The 21,605-nt window shown below is 68.4% G+C and carries 21 protein-coding genes; 10 read left to right on the top strand and 11 right to left on the bottom strand.

The annotated features are described in order from the left end of the window. The first annotated feature begins 12 nt into the window (after positions 1-12). The 4 genes from odhB (at position 13) to AAG895_RS11725 (ending at position 6,360) form a co-directional block, all read left to right on the top strand. Complete coding sequence (gene odhB, locus AAG895_RS11740) at positions 13-1,203, top strand: 2-oxoglutarate dehydrogenase complex dihydrolipoyllysine-residue succinyltransferase (protein ID WP_345792192.1); 1,191 nt, start codon at positions 13-15, stop codon at positions 1,201-1,203. A gap of 85 nt (positions 1,204-1,288) precedes the next feature. Next, positions 1,289-2,713 carry a dihydrolipoyl dehydrogenase gene (gene lpdA / locus AAG895_RS11735; protein WP_345792191.1) on the top strand — a complete coding sequence of 475 codons (1,425 nt, stop codon included), beginning with the start codon at positions 1,289-1,291 and terminating at the stop codon, positions 2,711-2,713. Between the two features lie 104 nt (positions 2,714-2,817). After that, positions 2,818-3,933: a cell division protein ZapE gene (gene zapE, locus AAG895_RS11730; RefSeq protein ID WP_345792190.1), complete on the top strand. Its 1,116-nt coding sequence runs from the start codon at positions 2,818-2,820 to the stop codon at positions 3,931-3,933. Positions 3,934-4,149: 216 nt separating this feature from the next. Further along, positions 4,150-6,360 carry a mechanosensitive ion channel domain-containing protein gene (locus tag AAG895_RS11725; protein WP_345792189.1) on the top strand — a complete coding sequence of 737 codons (2,211 nt, stop codon included), beginning with the start codon at positions 4,150-4,152 and terminating at the stop codon, positions 6,358-6,360. 135 nt (positions 6,361-6,495) lie between these two features. Here AAG895_RS11725 and AAG895_RS11720 read toward each other — a convergent pair whose 3' ends face one another. Then, positions 6,496-8,523 (bottom strand): PhoX family phosphatase, encoded by a 2,028-nt coding sequence (locus AAG895_RS11720; protein ID WP_345792188.1) that lies wholly within the window; start codon positions 8,521-8,523, stop codon positions 6,496-6,498. 189 nt (positions 8,524-8,712) lie between these two features. On the opposite strand from AAG895_RS11720, the gene AAG895_RS11715 reads away from it, so the two are divergent. The 5 genes from AAG895_RS11715 to moaE all read left to right on the top strand — a co-directional run bounded on the left by AAG895_RS11715 (position 8,713) and on the right by moaE (position 13,283). Then, on the top strand, positions 8,713-10,674 hold the full coding sequence (locus AAG895_RS11715; RefSeq protein WP_345792187.1) for an ATP-dependent DNA helicase: 1,962 nt from the start codon (positions 8,713-8,715) through the stop codon (positions 10,672-10,674). Between the two features lie 83 nt (positions 10,675-10,757). Then, positions 10,758-11,252, top strand: a complete 495-nt coding sequence (mobB, locus tag AAG895_RS11710) for a molybdopterin-guanine dinucleotide biosynthesis protein B (protein WP_345792186.1) — start codon at positions 10,758-10,760, stop codon at positions 11,250-11,252. Next, a complete protein-coding gene (gene glp / locus AAG895_RS11705; protein WP_345792185.1) occupies positions 11,249-12,454 on the top strand; it encodes a gephyrin-like molybdotransferase Glp in 1,206 nt (401 codons plus the stop codon). The genes mobB and glp overlap by 4 nt, the downstream gene beginning before the upstream one ends. A 47-nt stretch (positions 12,455-12,501) precedes the next feature. Further along, positions 12,502-12,762: a molybdopterin converting factor subunit 1 gene (gene moaD, locus AAG895_RS11700; protein ID WP_345792184.1), complete on the top strand. Its 261-nt coding sequence runs from the start codon at positions 12,502-12,504 to the stop codon at positions 12,760-12,762. Positions 12,763-12,770: 8 nt separating this feature from the next. Then, entirely contained in the window at positions 12,771-13,283 is a 513-nt protein-coding gene (moaE, locus tag AAG895_RS11695; protein ID WP_345795283.1) for a molybdopterin synthase catalytic subunit MoaE, read from the top strand. A gap of 101 nt (positions 13,284-13,384) precedes the next feature. On the opposite strand, the gene AAG895_RS11690 is transcribed toward moaE, so the two are convergent. From AAG895_RS11690 to AAG895_RS11675, 4 genes are all read right to left on the bottom strand, one after another. Then, positions 13,385-13,891, bottom strand: a complete 507-nt coding sequence (locus AAG895_RS11690) for a phasin family protein (protein ID WP_345792183.1) — start codon at positions 13,889-13,891, stop codon at positions 13,385-13,387. Positions 13,892-14,114: 223 nt separating this feature from the next. Further along, positions 14,115-14,654 carry a TPM domain-containing protein gene (locus tag AAG895_RS11685; RefSeq protein ID WP_345792182.1) on the bottom strand — a complete coding sequence of 180 codons (540 nt, stop codon included), beginning with the start codon at positions 14,652-14,654 and terminating at the stop codon, positions 14,115-14,117. Next, a complete protein-coding gene (locus AAG895_RS11680) occupies positions 14,654-15,550 on the bottom strand; it encodes a TPM domain-containing protein (RefSeq protein WP_345795282.1) in 897 nt (298 codons plus the stop codon). Before AAG895_RS11680 ends, AAG895_RS11685 begins: the two co-directional genes overlap by 1 nt. 127 nt (positions 15,551-15,677) lie before the next feature. Further along, entirely contained in the window at positions 15,678-16,295 is a 618-nt protein-coding gene (locus tag AAG895_RS11675) for a LemA family protein (RefSeq protein ID WP_345792181.1), read from the bottom strand. A gap of 149 nt (positions 16,296-16,444) precedes the next feature. Between AAG895_RS11675 and AAG895_RS11670 the strand changes: the two genes are divergently transcribed. Next, entirely contained in the window at positions 16,445-16,789 is a 345-nt protein-coding gene (locus AAG895_RS11670; protein WP_345792180.1) for a DUF2249 domain-containing protein, read from the top strand. On the opposite strand, the gene AAG895_RS11665 is transcribed toward AAG895_RS11670, so the two are convergent. From AAG895_RS11665 to AAG895_RS11640, 6 genes are all read right to left on the bottom strand, one after another. Further along, positions 16,786-16,995, bottom strand: a complete 210-nt coding sequence (locus AAG895_RS11665) for a hypothetical protein (RefSeq protein ID WP_281048330.1) — start codon at positions 16,993-16,995, stop codon at positions 16,786-16,788. The two genes, AAG895_RS11670 and AAG895_RS11665, sit on opposite strands and share 4 nt — an antisense overlap. Before the next feature lie 13 nt (positions 16,996-17,008). Further along, positions 17,009-18,349: a glutathione-disulfide reductase gene (gene gorA / locus AAG895_RS11660; RefSeq protein WP_345792179.1), complete on the bottom strand. Its 1,341-nt coding sequence runs from the start codon at positions 18,347-18,349 to the stop codon at positions 17,009-17,011. Positions 18,350-18,535: 186 nt separating this feature from the next. Beyond that, positions 18,536-19,093: a glutathione peroxidase gene (locus tag AAG895_RS11655; protein ID WP_345792178.1), complete on the bottom strand. Its 558-nt coding sequence runs from the start codon at positions 19,091-19,093 to the stop codon at positions 18,536-18,538. A 61-nt stretch (positions 19,094-19,154) separates the two neighbouring features. Continuing rightward, positions 19,155-20,657, bottom strand: a complete 1,503-nt coding sequence (locus AAG895_RS11650) for a methyl-accepting chemotaxis protein (protein ID WP_345792177.1) — start codon at positions 20,655-20,657, stop codon at positions 19,155-19,157. Between the two features lie 34 nt (positions 20,658-20,691). Then, positions 20,692-20,874: a hypothetical protein gene (locus AAG895_RS11645; RefSeq protein WP_345792176.1), complete on the bottom strand. Its 183-nt coding sequence runs from the start codon at positions 20,872-20,874 to the stop codon at positions 20,692-20,694. A gap of 62 nt (positions 20,875-20,936) precedes the next feature. Beyond that, the gene (locus tag AAG895_RS11640) at positions 20,937-21,539 is read right to left on the bottom strand and encodes an RcnB family protein (protein WP_345792175.1); all 603 of its coding nucleotides are present in this window, start codon (positions 21,537-21,539) and stop codon (positions 20,937-20,939) included. Between the last annotated feature and the right edge of the window lie 66 nt (positions 21,540-21,605).

Here is a 21,605-nt window from a genome sequence, read left to right as displayed (position 1 = left end):
GGAGATTAATCCATGCTGATCGAAGTCAAAGTACCGCAGCTGTCCGAGTCCGTGTCCGAGGCCACGCTGGTCACCTGGCACAAGAAGGAAGGCGAGGCCGTCTCGCGCGATGAGAACCTGATCGACATCGAGACCGACAAGGTCGTGCTCGAGACCCCGGCGCCTGCCGATGGCGTGCTGGTCAAGATCATCAAGCAAGGCGGCGACACCGTGACCTCGGGCGAGCTGATCGCCCAGATCGACACCGAAGCCAAGGCCGCGGGCGCGTCCGCCCCGGCCGCCGCGCCGGTGCAGGCGGTGACTCCGCCGGCGGCCGCCCCGGCTGCGTCCTCGGCTGCGGGCGCCGCCAGCCCGGCCGCGCGCAAGATCCTCGACGAGAAGGGCATCGCTGCCGCTGACGTCGCCGGTTCCGGTCGTGGCGGTCGCGTGACCAAGGAAGACGCCGTGGCGGCCAAGCCCAAGGCGGCTGCCGCTGCCCCGGCGGTGATCGCTGCCGTCGGCGACCGTGCCGAAGAGCGCGTGCCGATGACCCGCCTGCGCGCCCGCATCGCCGAGCGCCTGATCCAGTCGAAGAACGAGAACGCCATCCTGACCACGTTCAACGAGGTCAACATGGCGCCGGTCATGGCCCTGCGCAAGCAGTACGGCGACAAGTTCGAGAAGGCGCACGGCGTACGCCTGGGCTTCATGGGCTTCTTCGTCAAGGCCGCGGTGGCTGCGCTGAAGAAGTTCCCGATCCTGAACGCCTCGGTCGACGGCAACGACATCGTCTACCACGGCTACATCGACATCGGCATCGCGGTCGGTTCGCCGCGCGGCCTGGTCGTGCCGATCCTGCGCAACGCCGAAGCCATGTCGATCGCCGAGATCGAACTCAAGATCGCCGAGTTCGGGCAGAGGGCCAAGGACGGCAAGCTGTCGCTCGACGACCTGTCCGGTGGCACCTTCTCGATCTCCAACGGTGGGGTGTTCGGCTCGATGATGTCGACCCCGATCATCAACCCGCCGCAGTCCGCCATCCTCGGCATCCACGCCACCAAGGATCGTCCGGTGGTCGAGAACGGCCAGATCGTGATTCGTCCGATCAACTACCTGGCCATGTCCTACGACCACCGCATCATCGACGGTCGCGAGGCGGTGCTTGGCCTGGTGACGATGAAGGAAGCGCTGGAAGATCCGGCTCGCCTGATTCTCGACGTCTGATCACAACGCACAGGGGCGCGTCACGCTGCCAGGCCCGGCGCCTGCGCGGCGGGGCAGCGCCCCGTTTTCCGGTAGGGAGAGATGAATGTCCAAAGAATTTGACGTCCTCGTCATCGGCGGCGGCCCCGGCGGCTATGTCGCGGCCATCCGTGCAGCGCAACTCGGCTTCAAGACCGCGTGCTGCGAATCCAATCCGTATGCCGACCCCAAGGGCGAGCCGCGCCTCGGCGGGACCTGCCTGAACGTCGGCTGCATCCCGTCCAAGGCGCTGCTGCACACCTCGCACCTGTTCGAGGAGGCCGGCCACAGCTTCGAGAGCCAGGGTATCAACGTCGGCACGCCGAAGATCGACGTCGCGAAGATGATCGCGCGCAAGGCGGGCATCGTCGACCAGCTCACCGGTGGCATCAAGGGCCTGTTCAAGAAGAACAAGGTCACGCTGCTCAACGGCCACGGTTCGTTCGCAGGCAAGGGCGATGCGGGCTGGCACGTCAAGGTGGGTGAGGAGCTCGTCGTCGCCAAGCAGGTGATCATCGCCACCGGTTCGTCGCCGCGCCACCTGCCGGGGATTCCGGTCGACAACAAGATCGTCTGCGACAACGTCGGCGCGCTCGAGATCGACGCGGTGCCCAAGAAGCTCGCCGTGATCGGTGCCGGCGTGATCGGCCTCGAGATGGGTTCGGTCTGGCGTCGTGTGGGGGCGGACGTGACCGTTCTCGAGGCGATGCCCGACTTCCTCGCCGCGGCCGATCAGGACGTGGCCAAGGAGGCGCTCAAGGTCTTCACCAAGCAGGGCCTCAAGATCAACCTCGGTGTCACCATCGGCGAGGTCAAGATCGGCAAGAAGGGCGTCACGATCAACTACAAGGACAAGGACGGCGCCGATCAGAAGCTCGAGGCCGACCGCCTGATCGTCTCCGTCGGCCGCGTGCCCAACACCGAGGGCCTGAACTCCGAAGCTGTCGATCTCAAGATCAACGAGCGCGGCCAGATCGAGGTGGACGAGCACTGCCGCACCAACCTGCCGGGCGTTTGGGCCGTGGGCGACGTGGTGCGTGGCCCGATGCTCGCGCACAAGGCGATGGAAGAGGCGGTGATGGTCGCCGAGCTGATGGCGGGTCAGGCCGGCCACTGCAACTTCGACACCGTGCCCTGGGTCATCTACACCAGCCCCGAGATCGCCTGGGTCGGCAAGACCGAGCAGCAACTCAAGGCCGCCGGTGTCGCCTACAAGGTCGGCAAGATCCCCTTCCTCGCCAACGGCCGTGCGCTCGGCATGGGTGACCCGACCGGCTTCGTCAAGATGCTGGCCGATGCCGCCACCGACCGCATCCTCGGCGTGCACATCATCGGCGCCAATGCCTCCGAGCTGATCTCCGAAGCGGTGGTGGCGATGGAGTTCGCCGGCTGCTCCGAGGATCTGGCGCGCATCTGCCACGCCCACCCGACGCTGTCGGAAGTGGTGCATGAAGCTGCGCTGGCCTGCGACAAGCGCCCGCTGCACTTCTAAGCGCAACGTTCAGGGCCGAGGGTGAGCTGTGCGGGGCCGGGCCTCGCCACTCACCCTCTTTCCGTCTACCCTCTCGCCGTTTCCCGCTCCGTACTTCTCCAGCCATGCCGCATCGCATTCTCAACGTTCCCGAGCACGGGATGATCGACGCCTACGAGCACCAGCTCAAGTCGCGCGGATTCAAGTCCGACCCCGCTCAGCGCGCAGCGGCGCAGCGGCTGCAGGGGCTGTATACCGAGCTTGTCGGCTTCAAGGCCGCGCGCCAGGGCAGCCGCATCAAGCAACTCTTCAACAAGCCGAAGATGCCTCGCAGCGTGTATTTCTGGGGCGGGGTGGGGCGCGGCAAGAGCTTCCTGATGGACTGCTTCTTCGATGCGGTGCCCTACAAGCGCAAGCGCCGGGTGCACTTCCACGCCTTCATGCAGGAAGTGCAGAACGACCTCAAGGATCACAACCACGAGCCCGATCCGCTGCAGAAGGTGGCCGACCGCATTGCCAAGGCCACCCGACTGCTGTGCTTCGACGAGTTCCACGTCTCGGACATCGCCGACGCCATGATCCTCGGCCGGCTGCTCGAAGCCTTGTTCGCGCGCGGCGTCATCTTCGTGATGACCTCGAACTATCCGCCCGACGGGCTGTATCCGAACGGCCTGATGCGGATCAACTTCCTGCCCACGATCGCGATGATCAAGCAGCGCTTCGACGTCATCGAGGTCGACCACGGTACCGACTACCGACTGCGCACGCTCGAGAACATGGAAATGTATCTCGTCCCGCACGATGGGGCGGCCGAACGCAAGATGGCCGAGGACTTCCGCCGCCTGGCGGCGAGCGAGGGCCGCGGCGGGTCGGTCGAGGTGCTCGGCCGCAGCCTGGCGGTGGTGCGCCAGGCCCCCGGCGTGATCTGGTTCGACTTCGCTACCCTGTGCGGCGGGCCGCGTTCGCAGAACGACTATCTCGAGATCGCGCGCGAACACCACACCTTGATCCTGGCCGACGTGCCGAAGATGCTGGTGGGCAACGCCTCCGAGGCGCGCCGCTTCACCTGGCTGATCGACGTGCTCTACGACCACCGTGTGAAGCTGATCATGAGCGCCGCGGTCGAGGCCTACGATCTCTACACCGAGGGCCACAACGCCCACGAGTTCGTGCGTACCGTCAGCCGTTTGATGGAGATGCGCACGCGCGACTACCTCGCCGAGGCGCACCGCACCGAGTGAGTCGAAGGACGGGGCGTCGCGGCAACCGCCCGTCCGCGACGGCAGTGCGCGTATCGATGATATAATTGCGCAAAACTAAATCGCTGCAAGCCCCGCCGCGTGCCCCTGTCTCGCACGCAGCCGGGCGGACGACGCACTGAAGCCCGCCAGCGTCGCGCAGCCGCGGCCACCGCCCTCCGGTGCCGCCACGACAATCCCGATGACTGGAGCCATGCCATGAAGCAACCGCTCATGGCCTGCCTTGCGTTCGTGTTTGCGCTCGCGCTTGCAGGCCTCTTCCCCCCGACCACGCACGCTGCCGACCCGAAATCCGACGCCCCCGCGGCCGAGTCGGGCCACGAGCGCCTCGCCGACTTGCTCGAGGACGAAGCGGCACGCGCGGCGCTGATCGAACAGCTGCGCAAGCACGGTGAGCAGGATGCGGCGGAGGCCATCGCCGGGGCGGCCGGCGAACCCTCGCTCGCCGCCCGCGTGGCCGAACTGTCCCAGCGCGTCGCGCAGGGCGCGGTGAGCGAGACCCGCAACGCCGTTGCCGCGTTCGGCGACGCATGGCACCGCCTGCTGGCCGTGGATACCCAGGTTCTAGGTCGCATCGGTGGCGAGTTCGCTGCGCTGGTGGTGGTCACCCTGGTCGTGTTCCGCTTGCTGTGGTTGGGGGCACGGGCGGCGTTTCGCGCCCTCGATCGCCAGGCCGGACGCCGCGACGGCGCGGTGGCGTTGATCTGGTTGCGGCGCGCGTTCTCGATCGGTGGCGCAGCGATGACCGATGTCGCAGTCGTCGCGCTCGCCTGGCTTGCGGGCCACGGGCTGGCGCTGTTCGCGCTCGGCGCGCCCGGGGAGCTGCGCGCTCACGAATCCCTGTTCCTCAACGCCTTCCTCGTGGTCGAGTGCCTGCGCGCTGCCCTGCGCATCCTGCTCGCACGCCATGGCGAGCGCCTGCGGATCCTGCCGCTTGCCGAGGAGGACCAGGCGTACTGGTACGCCTGGTCCTCGCGCATGGTGTTCTTTCTCGGTTATGGCCTGATGATGGCGGTGCCGATGATCAACCACTTCGTCACCGCCGAGCTCGGGCGGGCCGTCGCCGTCCTCATCCTGCTCGCCGCGCTGCTGCGTACCGCGGTGATCGTGATGCAGAATCGCCTGCGCGCGCGCGCGGCGCTCGATGCACTCGCCGAGCGCATGGAGTCGTCCTTCGCACGGATCAGCGTCGGAATTGGCGCGCGGATCTGGCACGTGGTCGCGCTCGTCTATCTCGCTGCGATCCTCGTCACCGCCATCCTGTACCCGGAGGAGGCGCTCCCCTTCATGCTCGCCGCGACCGGTCAGACCCTGATCGCGGTGGTCGGGGGCATCGTTCTTGCGGCGCTGCTCACGCAGGTGATCCTGCGCCGCATCCACATCGGCGACGAGCTGCGCGCCAAGTTTCCCTTGCTCGAGGCGCGCCTCAATGCCTATGTGCCGACTGCGCTCAAGGTCGCCCGCTTCGCGATCCTGGCGGCGGTGCTCGCGGTCGTCGCCGACGCCTGGACGCCCTTCGATCTCGGCGCGTGGGTGGCTTCGGAGTCCGGTGCGCGCCTGCTCGGGCGCGCCCTGTCGGTCGCGCTCATCATCGTGCTGGCGCTCTTCGCGTGGCTGGTGATCGCGAGCTGGATCGAGTTCCGCCTCAATCCGCAGGCGGGCGCGGCGCCCAACCCGCGCGCGCGCACGCTGCTGACCATCTTCCGCAATGCGGTCGCGATCGCGCTGGTGGTGGTGACCTCGATGGTCGTGCTTTCCGAGATCGGCATCAACATCGCGCCGCTGCTCGCCGGTGCGGGCGTGCTCGGACTGGCGATCGGCTTCGGCGCGCAGAAGCTGGTGCAGGACGTCATCACCGGGGTCTTCATCCAGCTCGAGCGTGCGATCGACGTGGGTGACACCGTCACCGCAGGGGGCATCACCGGCACCGTCGAGCGCATGACGATCCGCTCGCTCGGCCTGCGCGACCTCTCCGGAACCTACCATCTGCTGCCGTTCTCGTCGGTGGACACGGTGGCGAACTACAACCGCGGTTTCGCTTGGCACGTCGGCGAGTACGGCATCGGCTACCGGGAAGATACCGACGACGCCATCGAGCATCTGCGCGCGGCATTCGCCGAGTTGCTGCAGGATCCCGCCCTTCGCGAGCAGATCCTCGACGATCAGCTCGAGGTGCATGGCGTGACCGCGCTCGCGGACAGCTCGGTCAACATCAGGGTGCGCATCAAGACCCGCGCGGGCTCGCAGTTTCCGGTCGGCCGTGCCTACAACCGCCTGGTCAAGCGTCACTTCGATGCGGCCGGGATCGAGATCCCGTACCCGCACCTGACGCTTTATTTCGGTGAGGACAAGCACGGCAAGGCGCCGCCGGCCCATCTGAAGCTGCTCGACTCGGGCGGAGCCGGGTGAGGCGGGGCGACCGAGGCAGGGGTAGATGAGATCGGGCCTGCCACGGCGAGGGTGCCGTGGCAGGCCCGATGCGATCGAGCCCGGCGCGTGCGCCCCGGCGAAGGGTCGGTAACGCGCGCCGGGCGCCGATGCAACTCAGCTGCCGATCACGCCGCCATCGTCCTTGGTGATGATGACGGTCGCCGAGCGCGGGCGCCCGCCCGCGGCATCCGGCCAGCGGCTGAAGGCGAGCGGGTTGGCGGCGATGAAGTCGTCCATTCCGACGCCGGCGGGCGGGGTGGGGCGGTTGGGGTGGCTGCCGACTTCACCCGGGTGCTGGACGTTGATGAACATCGTCCGGCCGTCGGGGGTGAAGGTGAGACCGGTGATCTCGCAACCCGACGGACCGACGAGGAAGCGGCGGATCTCGCCCGTCGCCGGATCGGCGCACAACATCTGGTTGTTGCCCTGACCCGCGTAGACGCCGGCGTCGCTGAAGTTGCCGTCGGTCTGGATCCACAGGCGGCCGTCCGGGTCGAAGCCGATGCCGTCCGGGCTGTTGAAGGTGTTGGTGGCGTCGATGTTCGCCGAGCCGGCGTTGAGGTCGCCCGGCGCATAGACGTTCGGGTTGCCGGCGATCACGAACAGGTCCCAGTCGAAGTGCATCGCCGCGACATCGTTGCCCGCCTCGCGCCAGCGCACGATCTGGCCGAAGCGGTTGGCGGCACGGGGGTTGGCATCGTCGGTCTGAGCCGGGCTGCGGCCGCTGTTGTTGGTGAGTGCGCAGTAGACCTCGTTGGTCCCCGGATGCACGGCGATCCATTCCGGGCGGTCCATCTTGGTCGCGCCCACGGCGTCGGCGGCGAGGCGGGTCTTGATCAGCACCTCGGCCTGATCGGCGAAACGGCCATCGGCGGCCAGTACCGGGTTTGCCTGCTTGTCGAGCAGCACCCACTCGCCCGTGCCCATGAAGTCACCGGTGGTGGCGCCATTGCCGAACCGGGCGACGTAGAGCTTGCCATGGTCGAGCAGCTGGCGGTTGGCCGCATCCTTGCCGGGAACGAATCGGCCATCCGACACGAACTTGTAGATGTAGTCGTTGGTCTGGTCGTCGCCCATGTACACCACGACGCGGCGGTCGGCGGTGAAGGCGTAGGCGCAGTTCTCGTGCTTGATGCGGCCGAGCGCGGTGCGCTTGACCGGCATCGAGGTGGGGTCGAAGGGGTCGATCTCCACCACCCAGCCGAAGCGGTTCGACTCGTTCGGCTCCTTCGCGTAGTCGAAGCGATCGTCGAACTCTTCCCAGCGGTAGCCGGTGCCGCGGGCGTTGATGCCGTAGCGCTTCATCGACTCGTCGCGGCCGTCGACGCCTGAGGTGGTGCCGAAGTAGCCGTTGAAGTTCTCCTCACAGGTGAGGTAGGTGCCCCACGGCGTGAAGCCGTTGGCGCAGTTGTTGAGCGTGCCGAGGACGCGGGTGCCGGTGGGGTCGGCCTGGGTCTTCATCAGCGCATGGCCGGCGGCCGGGCCGCTGATCCGCATCGGCGTGTTGCCGGTGATGCGGCGGTTGTACTTCGATCCGAGGACGATCTCCCACCTGTTGCGGTGCTGGCGGATGTGGATCACCGAGGCACCGTGCGCGTTCTGCGCCTTCAGCACCTTGTCGGCCGTCCACGGCGTCATGAACCCGGCGCCGAACAGGTATTCGTAGTTGCAGTACTCGTGGTTCATCACCAGCAGGCCTTCCCGGCCCGATTTGCCGTGGAGCGGGAAGAAGTGCATGCCGTCGTGGTTGTCGCCGATCTGGCGGGCCTGCTCGGCGCCGGTGTTGGTGCCGTCCGGTTTCCACATCGGCGAGTCGGCGAACAGCGCATCGCCCCAGGGCGCGAAGATCTGCGCGCTGTAGCCGGGCGGAACGACGATGGCGTCTGCACGCGAGGCGGCGACCGGCGCGAAGCCGATCTTCGGTGCGGTGCGCGGGCCGTTGTTGCCATAGCCGGCATCCATGTGCTGGTGTGCGTGCTGAGCCGCCTGAGCCGCGAGCGGGACGGCAAGGAAGGCGGCGGCGCCGAGGCCCAGGCCGCTCTTCAGGAAGCCGCGGCGCGACACCACGCGGTCCACCACGTGCTGGAAGTGCTCGTTGTCGGAATGATTGCTGGGCAGGTCGTCGAGGTCGAACTGACTCATTGGGGGCTCCACGGATCGAGGTTCTGAAGGGGAAGCCGGATTTTCCTCAGCGCAGATTTCAGTTCCGTGACCGCCACGTGACAGTATCGAACGGGCGATACGCAACTAGGACAATGGAATTGTCGCGCGGGCGCTGCTGCGGTCCCGCCGGGCGCTATACTCTCGGCTTTTCAAGCGTTCTCCGAGTCGATGTCCGACCCCACCCCGATCTTTGCCGCCGACGGCCCGCTCGCCGCCGCGATCCCCGGCTTTCGCGCCCGCCCGCAACAGATCGAGATGGCGCAGAAGATCGCCGAGGCGCTGCGCGAGAACCGCGTGCTGGTGGCCGAGGCCGGCACCGGCACCGGCAAGACCTTCGCCTACCTGGTGCCGGCGCTGCTGGCCGGCGGCAAGGTGATCCTGTCCACCGGCACCAAGACCCTGCAGGACCAGCTCTTCAACCGCGACCTGCCGACGGTGCGGGCGGCACTCAAGGTGCCGGTGAGCATCGCCCTGCTCAAGGGCCGTGCCAACTACGTCTGCCACTATCACCTCGAGCGCAACGCGCGCGACGGCCGCTTCCTCACCGCGCAGGACGCCGCCGACCTGCGCGCCATCGCGCGCTTCGCCAAGGTCACGCAGAGCGGCGACAAGGCCGAATGCACCGATGTGCGCGAGGACTCGCTGGCCTGGATCGCCGCCACCTCGACGCGCGACAACTGCCTCGGCCAGGATTGTCCGCACAAGGAGGAGTGCTTCGTGATGCAGGCGCGGCGGAACGCGATGGAGGCGGACGTAGTGGTGGTCAATCACCACCTCTTCTTCGCCGATGTGATGCTGCGGGACGAGGGCATGGGCGAACTGCTGCCGGCGTGCAACGCGGTGATCTTCGACGAGGCCCACCAGCTGCCCGAGACCGCGAGCCTGTTCTTCGGCGACAGCGTGTCCACCGCGCAGGTGCTGGAGCTGGCGCGCGACACCCGTTCGGAAACCGTGGCGGCGGCGCGCGACTGCGTGGCGATGATCGACCAGACCCGCAACCTGGAAAAGGCGGCGCGCGATCTGCGCCTCGTGTTCGGCGCCGAGAGTGCACGGATTTCCGCCGCGCAGGCCGCCGAGCGCGAGAACTTCGACGCCATGGTCGAGGCGCTGGAAAAGGCGCTCGCCGACTTCAAGGCGGTGCTCGACACCCAGGCCGAGCGCTCCGAGGGCCTGGGCAACTGCCTGCGCCGCACCGAGGAGATGGCCGAGCGCCTGGCGAGCTGGCGCAACCCGGACGAGAAGGACCTGATCCGCTGGGTCGAGGTGTTCACCCAGTCGCTGGCGCTCAACGCCACGCCGCTGCACGTCTCGGACGTGTTCAAGCGCCAGCTCGAGGGTCATCCGCGGGCGTGGATCTTCACCTCGGCGACGCTCGCGGTGGGCAAGGCCGATTTCGGCCATTACTGCCGCGAGCTAGGCCTGGCCTGGATGGATCCACCGCCGCTCACCGCGGTGTGGGGCAGCCCCTTCGACTACGCCGAGCAGGCCCTGCTGTACGCGCCCGCGGGCATGTCCGAGCCCAATTCGCCCGACTACACCGAGCGCGTGGCCAAGGTGGCGCTGCCGCTGATCCGCGCCGCGCGCGGGCGCACCTTCGTGCTGTGCACCTCGCTGCGGGCGATGCGCCGCATTCACGAACTGATTCTCGATGGCCTCGTGCAGAGCAGCGACGACCTGCCGGTGCTGCTGCAGGGCGAGGGCTCGCGCACCGAGCTGCTCGAGCGCTTCCGCCGCCTTGGCAACGCGGTGCTGGTGGCGAGCCAGAGCTTCTGGGAAGGTGTGGACGTGCCGGGGGACGCACTGTCGCTGGTGGTGATCGACAAGCTGCCCTTCGCCCCGCCCGACGATCCGGTGCTGGCCGCGCGCGTCGAGCACATGCAGAAGCAGGGCCTGAGCCCCTTCGTGCATCACCAGCTGCCCAAGACCGTGATCAACATGAAGCAGGGCGCCGGCCGGCTCATCCGCACCGAGCGCGACCGCGGCGTGCTCTGCATCTGCGACCCGCGCATGATCGACAAGTCTTACGGAAAGGTCGTGTGGCGCAGCCTGCCGCCGATGCGGCGCACGCGCGCCGAGGCCGACGCGGTCGCCTTCCTGGAGAACCTGCCGCCGCCACGGCAGGGGGGCTGAGCTCGGTAAGGGGGGTGAGGGGTGGTTGGGGAGCGCTCTGTTGTATCCTTGCGTGCTCAAGTCACCCTTCGGCCGAGTTCTCGATGAATGTGTTCGGTTTCGCCGGCTGGTCCGGTTCCGGCAAGACCACCCTGGTCGAAAAGCTGATCCCCGAGTTCACTGCGCGCGGCTTGCGCGTGTCGGTGATCAAGCACGCCCATCACGGCTTCGACCTCGACAAGCCGGGCAAGGACTCCTGGCGCCACCGCGAGGCCGGTGCCACTCAGGTGCTGATGCTGTCCAATGACCGCTGGGTGCTGATGCACGAGTTGCGCGGTGCGCCCGAGCCCTCGCTGGAGGCGCAGCTGCGCCTGCTCGAACCCTGCGATCTCGTCCTGATCGAAGGCTACAAGGCCGCTGCCGTGCCCAAGATCGAGATCCATCGCCCCGCTCACGGCAAGCCGCCGTTGTGGCCGGAGAACCCCCACGTGGTCGCTGTCGCCACCAATGGCGACATCGACTGCCCGCTACCGCGCCTGCCGCTTGACGAGCCGGCGAAGGTAGCGGACTTCATCCTGGAATACCTGAAGAGCCGATGAACGCAAACATGCTTTCCTTCGACGAGGCCTACGAAAAGCTGCTCGGCTTCGTTCGTCCGGTGCGCGAGATCGAACAGGTGGATGCCATGTTCGCCGCCGGCCGCGTGCTGGCAGCCACGCAGTACTCCACGATCAACCAGCCGCCGATGGACAACTCCGGCATGGACGGCTACGCGCTGCGCGCGGCCGACGTACCGGTGGCCGGCACCCGCCTGCCGGTGAGCCAGCGCATCCCCGCAGGCAGCGTCGGTCATGAGCTTGCGCCCGCCACCGCCGCGCGCATCTTTACCGGCGCGCCGCTGCCTCCGGGGGCGGACACCGTGGTGATGCAGGAGTGCTGCGAACACATCGGTGACGAGGTGGTGATCAACACCGTGCCGCGGCTGGGCGAAGCGGTACGCAAGATGGGCGAGGACATCGCAGCGGGTGCGCAGATCCTGCCTGCGGGTCTTCGCCTGTCGCCGCAGGCGGTGGCGCTCGCCGCCTCGGTTGGCCTGGCGCAGCTGCCGGTGTATCGCCGCGTCCGGGTCGCCATGTTCTCGACCGGCTCGGAGCTCGTGATGCCGGGCGAGCCCCTGCCACCGGGCGGCATCTACAACTCCAATCGCTTCATGTTGCGCAACCTGCTGACCGCGATCGGCTGCGAGGTCGAGGATTTCGGCATCGTCCCTGACCGCCTCGATGCGACTCGGGAGGTGCTGCGACGTGCCGCCGAGGGCCACGATCTCATCCTCACCAGCGGTGGGGTGTCGGTCGGCGAGGAGGACCACGTCAAGCCGGCGGTCGAGGCCGAAGGCAGTCTGGACATGTGGAAGATCGCGATGAAGCCGGGCAAGCCGCTCGCCTATGGCCGGGTGCACGGCGCCGCCTTCATCGGCCTGCCCGGCAACCCGGTGTCGAGCTTCGTGACCTTCCTGATGATGGTGCGCCCCTTCCTGCTCGCCACCCAGGGCGTGACCGAGGTGGCGCCGGCGTCGATGATGCTGCGCGCCGATTTCGACTGGCCGAAGCCGGACCGTCGCCGCGAGTTCCTGCGCGCGCGCATGAATGAGGCGGGCGGTGTGGAGCTGTTCTCCAACCAGGGCTCGGCGGCGCTCAATTCAACTGTTTGGGCGACCGGGCTTGTGGACATTCCGGCCTCGACCGCGATCGCGCGCGGCGAGACGGTCCGTTTCCTGCCCTACGGCGAGCTCATGCACTGAGCCCCGTGCCACCTGCAACTCTAGAACGAACGCGGACGATGACTGCAATGACGACGAAGGTGAAGCTGCTGTATTTCGCCAGCCTGCGGGAGGCGGTGGGCCGCCCGGGTGAAGAGATCGAACTTCCTGGCGACGTGACCACGGTTGGATCCTTGCGTGCCCATCTGGCCGGACGCGGCGACCGCTGGCAGGCGCTTGCGGAGGGGCGTAACGTGCGTGCCGCGCTCAATCAGCGCATGGTGAGCGAAGATGCGGCGCTGGCAGGGGGGGACGAGGTCGCCTTCTTTCCGCCGGTGACTGGAGGCTGAGCATGGACATGGGTTCCGAAGTCAGTGTGCAGGAGGCCGACTTCGACGTCGGTGCGGAAATGGCCGCGCTGAGCGCCGATCGCCGCGATATCGGCGCGGTGGCGAGTTTCGTCGGTCTGGTGCGAGATGCCAACGATGGCAGCGGTGTGTATGCGATGACCCTGGAGCACTACCCGGGCATGACCGAGCGCGCGCTCGCGGACATCGTCGTACAGGCCAGAGCGCGCTGGCCCTTGCTCGGCGTGCGGGTGATCCACCGCCATGGCCGGCTCGAGCCGGGCGATCGTATCGTCTTCGTCGGTGTGGCCAGCGCCAACCGGGGCGCGGCGTTTGCGGCCTGCGAGTTCATCATGGACTACCTGAAGACTCAGGCCCCGTTCTGGAAGCGTGAAGAAACGCCGACAGGTGCGCGCTGGGTCGATGCACGCGCGGCCGATGACGCGGCGGCCGCGCGCTGGTCGGGGGCTGGCCCTGCTGCAGAGGATGAATCGAACTGGGAAGACATCGAGCAGCGCCGCTGACGCGCGGGCCGTGCCTGCGTGGACGTCACGAAAAACGGCGCCCGCGGGCGCCGTGTTCATCTGGCCGCGACCGAGCGCCACGGGCACCCGGTCTTGCCGGCTCAGCGCCGGCCGCGCGTGCCTTGCTGCGTAAATGCCTGGAAGGCTTCGGTCGAGGCCCGCGTCATCTGCTCGAATGCCGCACGGGTGGTGTCCATCGCGGTCTGCATCGCACCCAGGGCGTTCTGATCCGAGATCGGCATGCCTTTGAACATCTTCTGCATCGCCTCGAACATGTCGGTGCTGCCGCTGGTGAGCTGCTCGCCGACCAGCTTGCCGAACTCGGCCTGCGTGCTGGCGGTGATCTCGGCGATCTGGCGGGCACATGCGAGCATCTGCTCGGTCGTGCTCTGCGCGTAGTTCGCACGCAGTTCCATCATGTTCTTCGGATCCTTGACGGACGACAGCGCCTTGGCGTTCTCGACGCCTTCCTCGAACAGGCGCTTTGCGGTCGTAACCTGGATCTCCATGATGCGCTGGGAGTTCTCGATGGACAGCTGAGCCAGCCGCATCGCGGCCTCCAGGTTCTTCTTCTGAAGTTCGTTCATCTGTTCTTGCTTGCTGGCCATAGGGTCCTCTCCACTCGCATTCATTGATTGTCTGATTGGCTTGAGACGGGGCTCTCGCCTGCGCGAAACCGCAATGCGGCAAACGTCTGCCGGATGCGGCCGTCTCCATCTCACAATAGCATAGCTGGCCGGCGCAGCCCGACCGGAGTGCGATGCAGCTGGCGTTTCCATGACGGGATGTTGCAATGCAGCGACAGTCGGGCCGTGGGCGGCGTGCCGGCGTTCAACGTATGGTCGGCCGGTCCGGCAGGCCGGGATCGTCGGCGCCGCCTGCGCGTGCTGCGGATGCAGGGAAATGTTCGGCGAGCAGCGCGTCCACGGCGTCGACCGCCGCTGCGAGGCCCTGCTCGATTCGACCGGATCGGCAATCCCCGGCCAGGCGGGCAACGAGGTCTTGCCACTCGGACTCCGCGGCGCAGCGGGCGAGGGCGCGGTCCGCGACGATCTCGATGCGATGCTCGGCCAGCAGCAGGTAGATGAGCACGCCATTGTTGTGCTCCGTGTCCCACACGCGCTGCTTGCCGAAAAGGGTGAGGGCGCGGTCGCGCACCACGTCGGCGATCGGCTGTCGGCGGCCAATCCAACGCCACAGGTAGCTGGGCGGCAGGCTGGCCTCCACGCACAGGCAGACCTCGCCAGTGTGCGCGCGCTCGCTGGCGGCGACGCGGGCCTCCAGACGGTCGATCGCGTCGTCGCCGAGCGCGCGCCGGGCGTCGTCGGCGTCGAGCCAGAGATGGTGGAGAACGCGAAGCAGGGCCTGCATCACCAGCCCCCCGAGGCGCCACCGCCACCGAAACTGCCACCGCCACCGGAGCGGAAGCCTCCACTGCCGCGCCCGCCGAAGCCGCCGCTTCCGCCGCGGATGATCGGGCCTCCGCCACGATGCGTCGGGCCGCCGCGCCCGCCGCTACCGACCCCGAGCGCCAGCACGAAGACCACCGCCAGAACCCCCGCTACGAGCGCCAGCACCAGACTGGCGGTCAGGAGATGCACGAAGAGGCCGGTGAGGCCGCCGGTGAGCAGCGATCCGGGCTTGCGACCCAGCACGCCGACGAGGACCGCGCCGAGCATGGGGACGGCCACGAAGAGCAGGGCGCCGAGATCGTCGAGCCCCATTCCCGCACCGCCCGCAGCGCGTTGCTCCGGCACCGGCAGACCCTCGCCACGAATGAGCGCGATCAGCCCCTCCACCCCGGCGTCGATCCCGCCCGCGAAGTCGCCACGGCGAAAAGCCGGCGTGATCGACCCGTCGATGATGCGCCAGGCTGCGAGATCGGGAATCGCGCCCTCGAGCGCACGTGCCACCTCGATGCGAACCTTGCGGTCTTCCTTTGCCACCAGCAGCAGCACGCCGTCGCCTACCTCGCGGCGGCCGATCTTCCAGCTGTCGGCGACGCGGAACGCGTAGGCAGCGATGTCCTCGGGCTGGGTGGTGGGGACGAGGAGCACGACGATCTGGCTCCCCTGTTGCGCTTCGAATGCCGCCAGCTTCTGCTCCAGGGCCTCGATCTGGCGGGGATCGAGCGTGCCGCTGCGGTCGATCACGCGCGCGCTGAGCGCGGGCACCGGCTGCAGCGCCTGGGCGCAGGCCGGGGAGGAGGCCAGAGCCAGGGCGAGCGCAAGCGCGAGCGCGCCGGCCGTCAGACGCAGTGCACCCATGAACGCAGCCCCAAGCACCGCGTGGAAGACCGAGGCCACCCCGAGGCGACAGACCGCGCCGGAGACCGTGCCGCGAGGACGAAGCCCGTGCGGCAAGGCGTGGAGCATGGGGCTCGCCATGCGGGCGTCAGCGTCCGCCCTGGCCGCCGAAGTCCACGCGCGGGGGCGCCGAGATCTCGGCTTCGTTGGCCACGGTGAAGCCGGCCTTGGGCTTGTAGCTGAAGACCATGGCAGTCAGGTTGGTCGGGAAGCTGCGGGCCAGCACGTTGTAGGCCTGCACCGCCTCGATGTAGCGGTTGCGTGCCACGGTGACCCGGTTCTCGGTGCCTTCGAGCTGTACGCGAAGATCCTGGAAGCCCTGGTTGGCCTTGAGGTTGGGGTAGTTCTCGGAGACCGCGAGCAGGCGTGACAGCGCGCTGCCAAGCTGGCCCTGGGCCTGCTGGAAGCGCGCCATGGCCTCTGGGTCGTCGAGCATCCCGGGCGTGACCTGGATCGCGGTCGCGCGCGAGCGCGCCTCGATCACGCGGCTGAGGGTCTCCTGTTCGAAGTTCGCCTCGCCCTTGACCGTCTCCACCAGGTTGGGGATCAGGTCGGCACGCCGCTGGTACTGGTTGAGGACCTCGGCCCAGGCCGACTTGGTCTGCTCGTCGAGACGCTGGAAGTCGTTGTAGCCGCAACCCGTCAGGGCCAGGGAGGCGGCGAGGAGCACGGTGAGCGACAGGCGGCGTGCGAGGGTGGCGCGCATGGGGGCGACTCCGATCGATGCTGTGGTGATACGGGACACTTTAGCAGTCCACAGGGCGTTTTTGTCCTTGCTCAAGGTTTTGCGCGCGGCGGATCGCTAGCATCCGCATGCTGCGATTCCGGCCGCAGAACGAGACCGGACCCCACCCGATGGAAGAGATCACGATGTTCGAGAATGCTGTTCACCCCTTCGATGCGCGCGGCGTCGCCAAGCGCTTCCGCCATGCCGCCATCTTCGGTGCGCTCGAGTCGCTCGAGGACGGAGAGGTCATGCGCTTCGTCAACGACCACGACCCGCTGCCGCTGCTCAACCAGATCCAGCAGCGCTACGGCAACCAGGTCGGCATCAGTTACGTTGCGCGCGAGCCGGGCAACATCGTTATCGACTTCACCATCCAGCTCGGCGCGCCGGCTGCGGTGGGCGCCCCCGTGGCCGCAGCGGCCGGCATGGGCGGCGGCTGCGGCGGCGGTGGCGGTCACGGCTGCTGCTCCTAAGCCTTTCCGTACTTGCGAAAGACCGCGCGGGCGTCCGCCTGCGCGCGTTCCAGCGTGCAGATCGACGGATCGTCGTCATGCCCGCTGAAGAAGTCGTCCGCTTGGGCGGCCATCACCAGCTTGATGGCCGCCTCCTCGCTCTGGTCGTAGCGCTCGTAGAGCAGGGTGGCGACCTCGTCGAGGTGCTGTTCGTAGGTCATCGGCATCGCTCGCTCCCCGTCACCGCATGGTGACGAATTCTTCCGCGCTGGTCGGGTGGATCGCGATCGTGTCGTCGAAGTCCGCCTTGCGCGCGCCCATCTTCACCGCCACCGCGAAGCCCTGCAGCATCTCGTCCGCGCCTTCGCCGATCACGTGGGCGCCGACGATGCGCTCCTCGGCGCCGGCGCACACGAGCTTCATCGCCGTCTTCGGGCGATGCTCGGTGAGGGCGTGGTACATCCCGGTGAAGCGGGTGGTGTACACCTTGACCGCCGTGAGCCGCGCGCGCGCCTCGTCTTCGGTCAGCCCCACGGTGCCGATCGGCGGGTGGCTGAAGATCACCGTCGGGATGGTGTCGTAGTCGAGCTTGCTGTCGGCCTGGTTCAGGAACAGCCGCGCCGCCAGGCGGCGGCCGGCGGCGATCGCCACCGGAGTGAGCTCGGCGCGGCCGGTGATGTCGCCGATGGCGTAGATGCCCGGCACCACGGTGTTCTGGAAGGCGTCGGTGGCGATCACGCCGTGCGCGTCGGCGGTCAGACCGGCGGCGGCGAGGTCGAGCGCGTCGGTGTTGGCGCGCCGACCGGTCGCCCATACCAGCGCATCCACCTCGAGCGCCTTGCCGCTGCTGCACGCGACGCGCAGGGTGCCGTCGGCCCCGCGGGCGACGCTGCGGACCTCGGTCGCGAAGTTGAGCCGCACGCCGTCCTCCTGCATCTGCGCCATCAGCTCCTCGCGCAGCAAGGCATCGAAGGGGCGCAGCAGATGGGGGCCGCGCACGAGCATGTTGACCTCGCTGCCGAGCGCGTTGAACACGCCGGCGAGCTCGACCGCGATGTAACCCCCGCCCACCACCGCGACCCGGCGCGGCTGCTGCTCGAGGGCGAAGAAGCCGTCCGAGTCGATGCCGAGCTCGGCGCCCGGGATGTCCGGCACCAGCGGCCGGCCGCCGGTGGCGATGACGATGTGCGGCGCGCTGAAGCGCTCGCCGTTCACCTCGATCGTGCGCGCATCGACGAAGCGCGCGAAGCCGCGCACGACATCGACGCCGGCCTTCTCAAGCATGTTGGCGTAGATGCCGTTGAGGCGCGCGATGTAGGCGTCGCGGCGCGACTTGAGCGTGTTCCAGTCGAAGCGCGTGTCGCCGACGCTGAATCCGTAGCCCGCTGCGTCGCGCATCGCCTGCGCAATCCCCGCGGCGTACCACATGACCTTTTTCGGCACGCAGCCGACGTTGACGCAGGTGCCCCCCAGGCGGTTCGCCTCCACCACCAGCGCGCGGGCGCCGTATTCGGCGGCCCGGCGCGCCGTGGCGACGCCGCCGCTGCCACCGCCGATGGCGATGTAGTCGTAGGTCTTCATTGCTCGCTCCCGTTATGTAAGGCCTGTTGACCCGACCCCGCGCGCGCGCAGGGGTTCGGCAAGGCACGCATTCTCGCCTGCCTGGCAGCGTATGGGGAACGTTCGCGGTCGGTCCCGTGTTGCGGCGCGCGGGCGCGAACGCCCACCCCGCGGCGCCGGCGGCGGGCGATGTGGCGGCCTGCGGCCTTAAAGGACCTGCTCGATCGCCTTCAGCACCTCGGGCGCGTCAGGCTTGACCCGGCTGGGGAAGGCGGCGACCACGCGCCCGCTGCGGTCGATCACGTACTTGTGGAAATTCCAGCGCGGCGCCGAGGACTGGCGCGCGATCTCGCGGAACAGCGGGTGGGCCTGGTCCCCGGTGACGGCGATCGGGGCGAACATGTCGAAGGTGACGCCAAAGTTCTCGAAGCACACCTCGGCGGTCCTGGCTTCGTCGTTGGCCTCCTGGCGGAAGTCGTCGGACGGGAAGCCCGCCACCTTCAGGCCGCGGTCCTTGTACTTCCGGTGCACGGCCTCGAGCTCGCGGAACTGGTCGGTGAAGCCACAATGGCTGGCGGTGTTGACCACGAGCACCGGCTGCCCGGCGAAGCGCTCGCCCAGCTTGACCACCTCGTCGGAGTGCAGGCGGCGCAATTCGTGGTCGAACATCGCTGCGCCGCCGGGGCCCGGGTCGGCGAGGGCGGGAGCACACAGCGCCGCGATCGCGGCCGGCAGCACAAGGTGGCGCAAGGATTGAAGAAGCATGATCGGGTCTCCGCTCTGGGGTGCCGGATAGACCACGGTCGGCGCGGCCGGTTCGCGCGCCTCAGGCGAGGCGGAAGCTGCGCACCGCCTGCGACAGCTCGCGCGCGGTGCGATCGAGGGTGTCGACCTCGCCGGCGACGACGCGCGCGGAGTGCTCGGTCTCGTCCGCGAGGCTCGCCACCGACTCGACCGCGGCCGCGATCTGGCGCGCGGCCGTGCTCTGCTCGACCAGGCTCGAGGCGATCGCCCCGAACACCTGCTCGACCCGGCACGCGTCCTCGGTGATGCGCGCGATCGAGGCGCCCGCCTCGGCGGCGAGCTCGGTGCCCTTGCCGACCCGGGCGACGGCTGACTCGATGTTCGCCAGCGCCTGCGTCTTGCTTGCCTGAATGTCGTCGATCATGCCGGAGATCTCTTCGGTCGCGGCCGAGGTGCGCTCGGCGAGCTTGCGAACCTCGTCGGCGACGACGGCGAAGCCGCGCCCCTGTTCGCCTGCGCGCGCGGCCTCGATGGCGGCGTTGAGCGCGAGCAGGTTGGTCTGGCCCGCGATGTCCTTGATCAGGCTGACGACTTCGGCGACGCGGTCGGACTGGTTGCCGAGCTCGTCGACGCTGTCTGCCGAGTGCTGGATGGTGCCGGCGATGCCGGTGATCTCGTCGATCGCCGCCTGCACGATGCGCGCGCCGGTGCGCGCCGACGCCCCCGAGTCCGCCGCGAGCGTGCGCGCCTGCTCGGCGTCGGACGCGAGGCGGGCCATCTCGCCGGTGAGCCCGTCGACCGCGGTTGCGATGTCGCTGGTTGCGGTGCGCTGCTGGCGCATGTGTTCGGCTGCGACGCCCGAATGGTGGTCGAGCGCCTGCGCGCTGGTGGCGATCGACTGCGCCTCGCGGCTGAAGCCCTGGAGGGTTGCCGCGAGCTTGGCCTGCATGTCGATCACCGAGCGCAGCAGGCCCGAGTCGTCGTCGCGCTCGTCGAGCGTGCGCAGGTCGCCCTCGCCGATGCGTGCGGCGAGCTGGCCGACCCGCGCCGACACCTGCGCCTCCTGTTCGAGGCGCAGCGCCATGTACATCAGCATGCCGGCCTGGACGACGACGTAGGCTGCATGCACCAGCACGCGCGCGAGCGAGGCGCCGTCGGAGAACACCACCACGCCCCAGTTGAGCGCCTGCAGGTAGTTGAAGGCGAGATGGTGGGCCGCGATCAGCACGGCGGCGAGCAGGATCGGTCGCCAGTCGCGGTAGTAGAGCAGGAAGGCGAGCAGGACGAAGATGCCGAAGTGGGCCTCGATCGCGCCACCGAACTGCTGGATCGTGAGCGCGGAGAACACCATGAAGGCGGCCGCGATCGCCAGGCGCGAGAGCAGCGTGCCCGCGCCGGCCGCAGCCAGGGCGCCCGGTACGAGCAGTGCCGGCAGACCGACGGCGAGGGCGATCGCCCAGGTGTCGGTGTAGGCCGCGATGCCCAGGGTGAGGACGAAATGCACGCCGAGGAAGGCGAGCATCAGGCGGTCGGCTGCGGCACGGAAATCATGCAGGGCGTCTGTGGAGGCGTGGGGCCTGGACATGTGGGATTCCTGTTTCTACGGCAGTGCTTGGGGGTCAGCGCACGATGCAGGCATCGGCGGGCGGAGCGTCGAGGGCGTGCCAGCCCAGCAGCGCGGCGCTGTAGGCGATCCAGAGCAGGAAGGCGGCCCACGCCAGGCGGCTCGAAGCAAGGCCCCGCGCCTCGTTAGAGGGGCGGGGCCGGCGTTGGGAGGCATCCTGCGTTCCAGAGCGCGTCATGCGTCGGTGAACGGCGCGCGATCCGGAAACTTTAGCGCCCGCCGCAAGGCGAGCAGCGCTGCTCACATGCGGTTGAGGTCCTCGATCGCGTCGACCACCAGGCCGGTGCCCACCGCAATCAGCAGGATGTCGGCGGCCACGCGCACATAGCGGTGACCTTCCGGCGGGAGGCCGAGTCGCAGCACGATCTCGCCTGGCGCGTCGTAGTAGATGAGATCGCGCGGCAGGGGATAGCCGATCCGCCATTGCTTGGCCAGGCCCGGCGGCATGCATCCGTTGTCCTTCCTGGCCAGGCCCGGCGGGCAGCTGCCGCTGCGGTAACGTTCGCCGTAATAGCTGCGTACGACTTCGCGGTGGCGCTCGGTGAAGTAGTTGCCCGCGCGCGGGGCGACGTCGCGCTGGTTGCGCTCACGATCTCCATTCCGGTCGCGATCGCGGCTGTCGCCACGATCGGGATCCTTGCGGTGCTCGCGCGCGTCGTTGCCCTGGGCCCCGTTGCGGTGGTCGTCGCGACGATCCGTCCTTGCGCCCGGGCCGCGTTCGTCCTGCATGCGCTCGGGCTTTCCACCGCCCGCATGCGCGGGCTTTTCGGCGAACACCGGTGTCGCGAGCAGCGAACCGGCGAGCGCGAGCGCCCTCAGGGTGGTCCCATCGAGTCTGGTCATCTCGTTCCTCCTCCCGACTGTGGTTCGGATCCCGGCCCTGACCGGGCGGGATGAGGCCACACTAGA

The organism is Thauera sp. JM12B12 (assembly GCF_039614725.1).
Classification (GTDB): Bacteria; Pseudomonadota; Gammaproteobacteria; order Burkholderiales; family Rhodocyclaceae; genus Thauera.
The sequence above is the reverse complement of the archived record's forward strand: the minus strand, read 5'-3'. Positions and strand labels throughout refer to the sequence as shown.

Excerpts from the sequence above, each read along its gene's own strand:
- AAG895_RS11715 (WP_345792187.1), top strand. The coding sequence starts at position 8,713 with ATGTCCGACCCCACCCCGATCTTTGCCGCCGACGGCCCGCTCGCCGCC.
- AAG895_RS11670 (WP_345792180.1), top strand. The coding sequence starts at position 16,445 with ATGGAAGAGATCACGATGTTCGAGAATGCTGTTCACCCCTTCGATGCG.
- AAG895_RS11645 (WP_345792176.1), bottom strand. The coding sequence starts at position 20,874 with ATGACGCGCTCTGGAACGCAGGATGCCTCCCAACGCCGGCCCCGCCCC.
- odhB (WP_345792192.1), top strand. The coding sequence starts at position 13 with ATGCTGATCGAAGTCAAAGTACCGCAGCTGTCCGAGTCCGTGTCCGAG.
- AAG895_RS11690 (WP_345792183.1), bottom strand. The coding sequence starts at position 13,891 with ATGGCCAGCAAGCAAGAACAGATGAACGAACTTCAGAAGAAGAACCTG.
- AAG895_RS11665 (WP_281048330.1), bottom strand. The coding sequence starts at position 16,995 with ATGCCGATGACCTACGAACAGCACCTCGACGAGGTCGCCACCCTGCTC.
- moaE (WP_345795283.1), top strand. The coding sequence starts at position 12,771 with ATGGGTTCCGAAGTCAGTGTGCAGGAGGCCGACTTCGACGTCGGTGCG.
- zapE (WP_345792190.1), top strand. The coding sequence starts at position 2,818 with ATGCCGCATCGCATTCTCAACGTTCCCGAGCACGGGATGATCGACGCC.
- AAG895_RS11720 (WP_345792188.1), bottom strand. The coding sequence starts at position 8,523 with ATGAGTCAGTTCGACCTCGACGACCTGCCCAGCAATCATTCCGACAAC.
- AAG895_RS11650 (WP_345792177.1), bottom strand. The coding sequence starts at position 20,657 with ATGTCCAGGCCCCACGCCTCCACAGACGCCCTGCATGATTTCCGTGCC.
- mobB (WP_345792186.1), top strand. The coding sequence starts at position 10,758 with ATGAATGTGTTCGGTTTCGCCGGCTGGTCCGGTTCCGGCAAGACCACC.
- AAG895_RS11680 (WP_345795282.1), bottom strand. The coding sequence starts at position 15,550 with ATGGGTGCACTGCGTCTGACGGCCGGCGCGCTCGCGCTTGCGCTCGCC.
- AAG895_RS11655 (WP_345792178.1), bottom strand. The coding sequence starts at position 19,093 with ATGCTTCTTCAATCCTTGCGCCACCTTGTGCTGCCGGCCGCGATCGCG.
- AAG895_RS11685 (WP_345792182.1), bottom strand. The coding sequence starts at position 14,654 with ATGCAGGCCCTGCTTCGCGTTCTCCACCATCTCTGGCTCGACGCCGAC.
- AAG895_RS11725 (WP_345792189.1), top strand. The coding sequence starts at position 4,150 with ATGAAGCAACCGCTCATGGCCTGCCTTGCGTTCGTGTTTGCGCTCGCG.
- AAG895_RS11675 (WP_345792181.1), bottom strand. The coding sequence starts at position 16,295 with ATGCGCGCCACCCTCGCACGCCGCCTGTCGCTCACCGTGCTCCTCGCC.
- lpdA (WP_345792191.1), top strand. The coding sequence starts at position 1,289 with ATGTCCAAAGAATTTGACGTCCTCGTCATCGGCGGCGGCCCCGGCGGC.
- AAG895_RS11640 (WP_345792175.1), bottom strand. The coding sequence starts at position 21,539 with ATGACCAGACTCGATGGGACCACCCTGAGGGCGCTCGCGCTCGCCGGT.
- glp (WP_345792185.1), top strand. The coding sequence starts at position 11,249 with ATGAACGCAAACATGCTTTCCTTCGACGAGGCCTACGAAAAGCTGCTC.
- moaD (WP_345792184.1), top strand. The coding sequence starts at position 12,502 with ATGACGACGAAGGTGAAGCTGCTGTATTTCGCCAGCCTGCGGGAGGCG.
- gorA (WP_345792179.1), bottom strand. The coding sequence starts at position 18,349 with ATGAAGACCTACGACTACATCGCCATCGGCGGTGGCAGCGGCGGCGTC.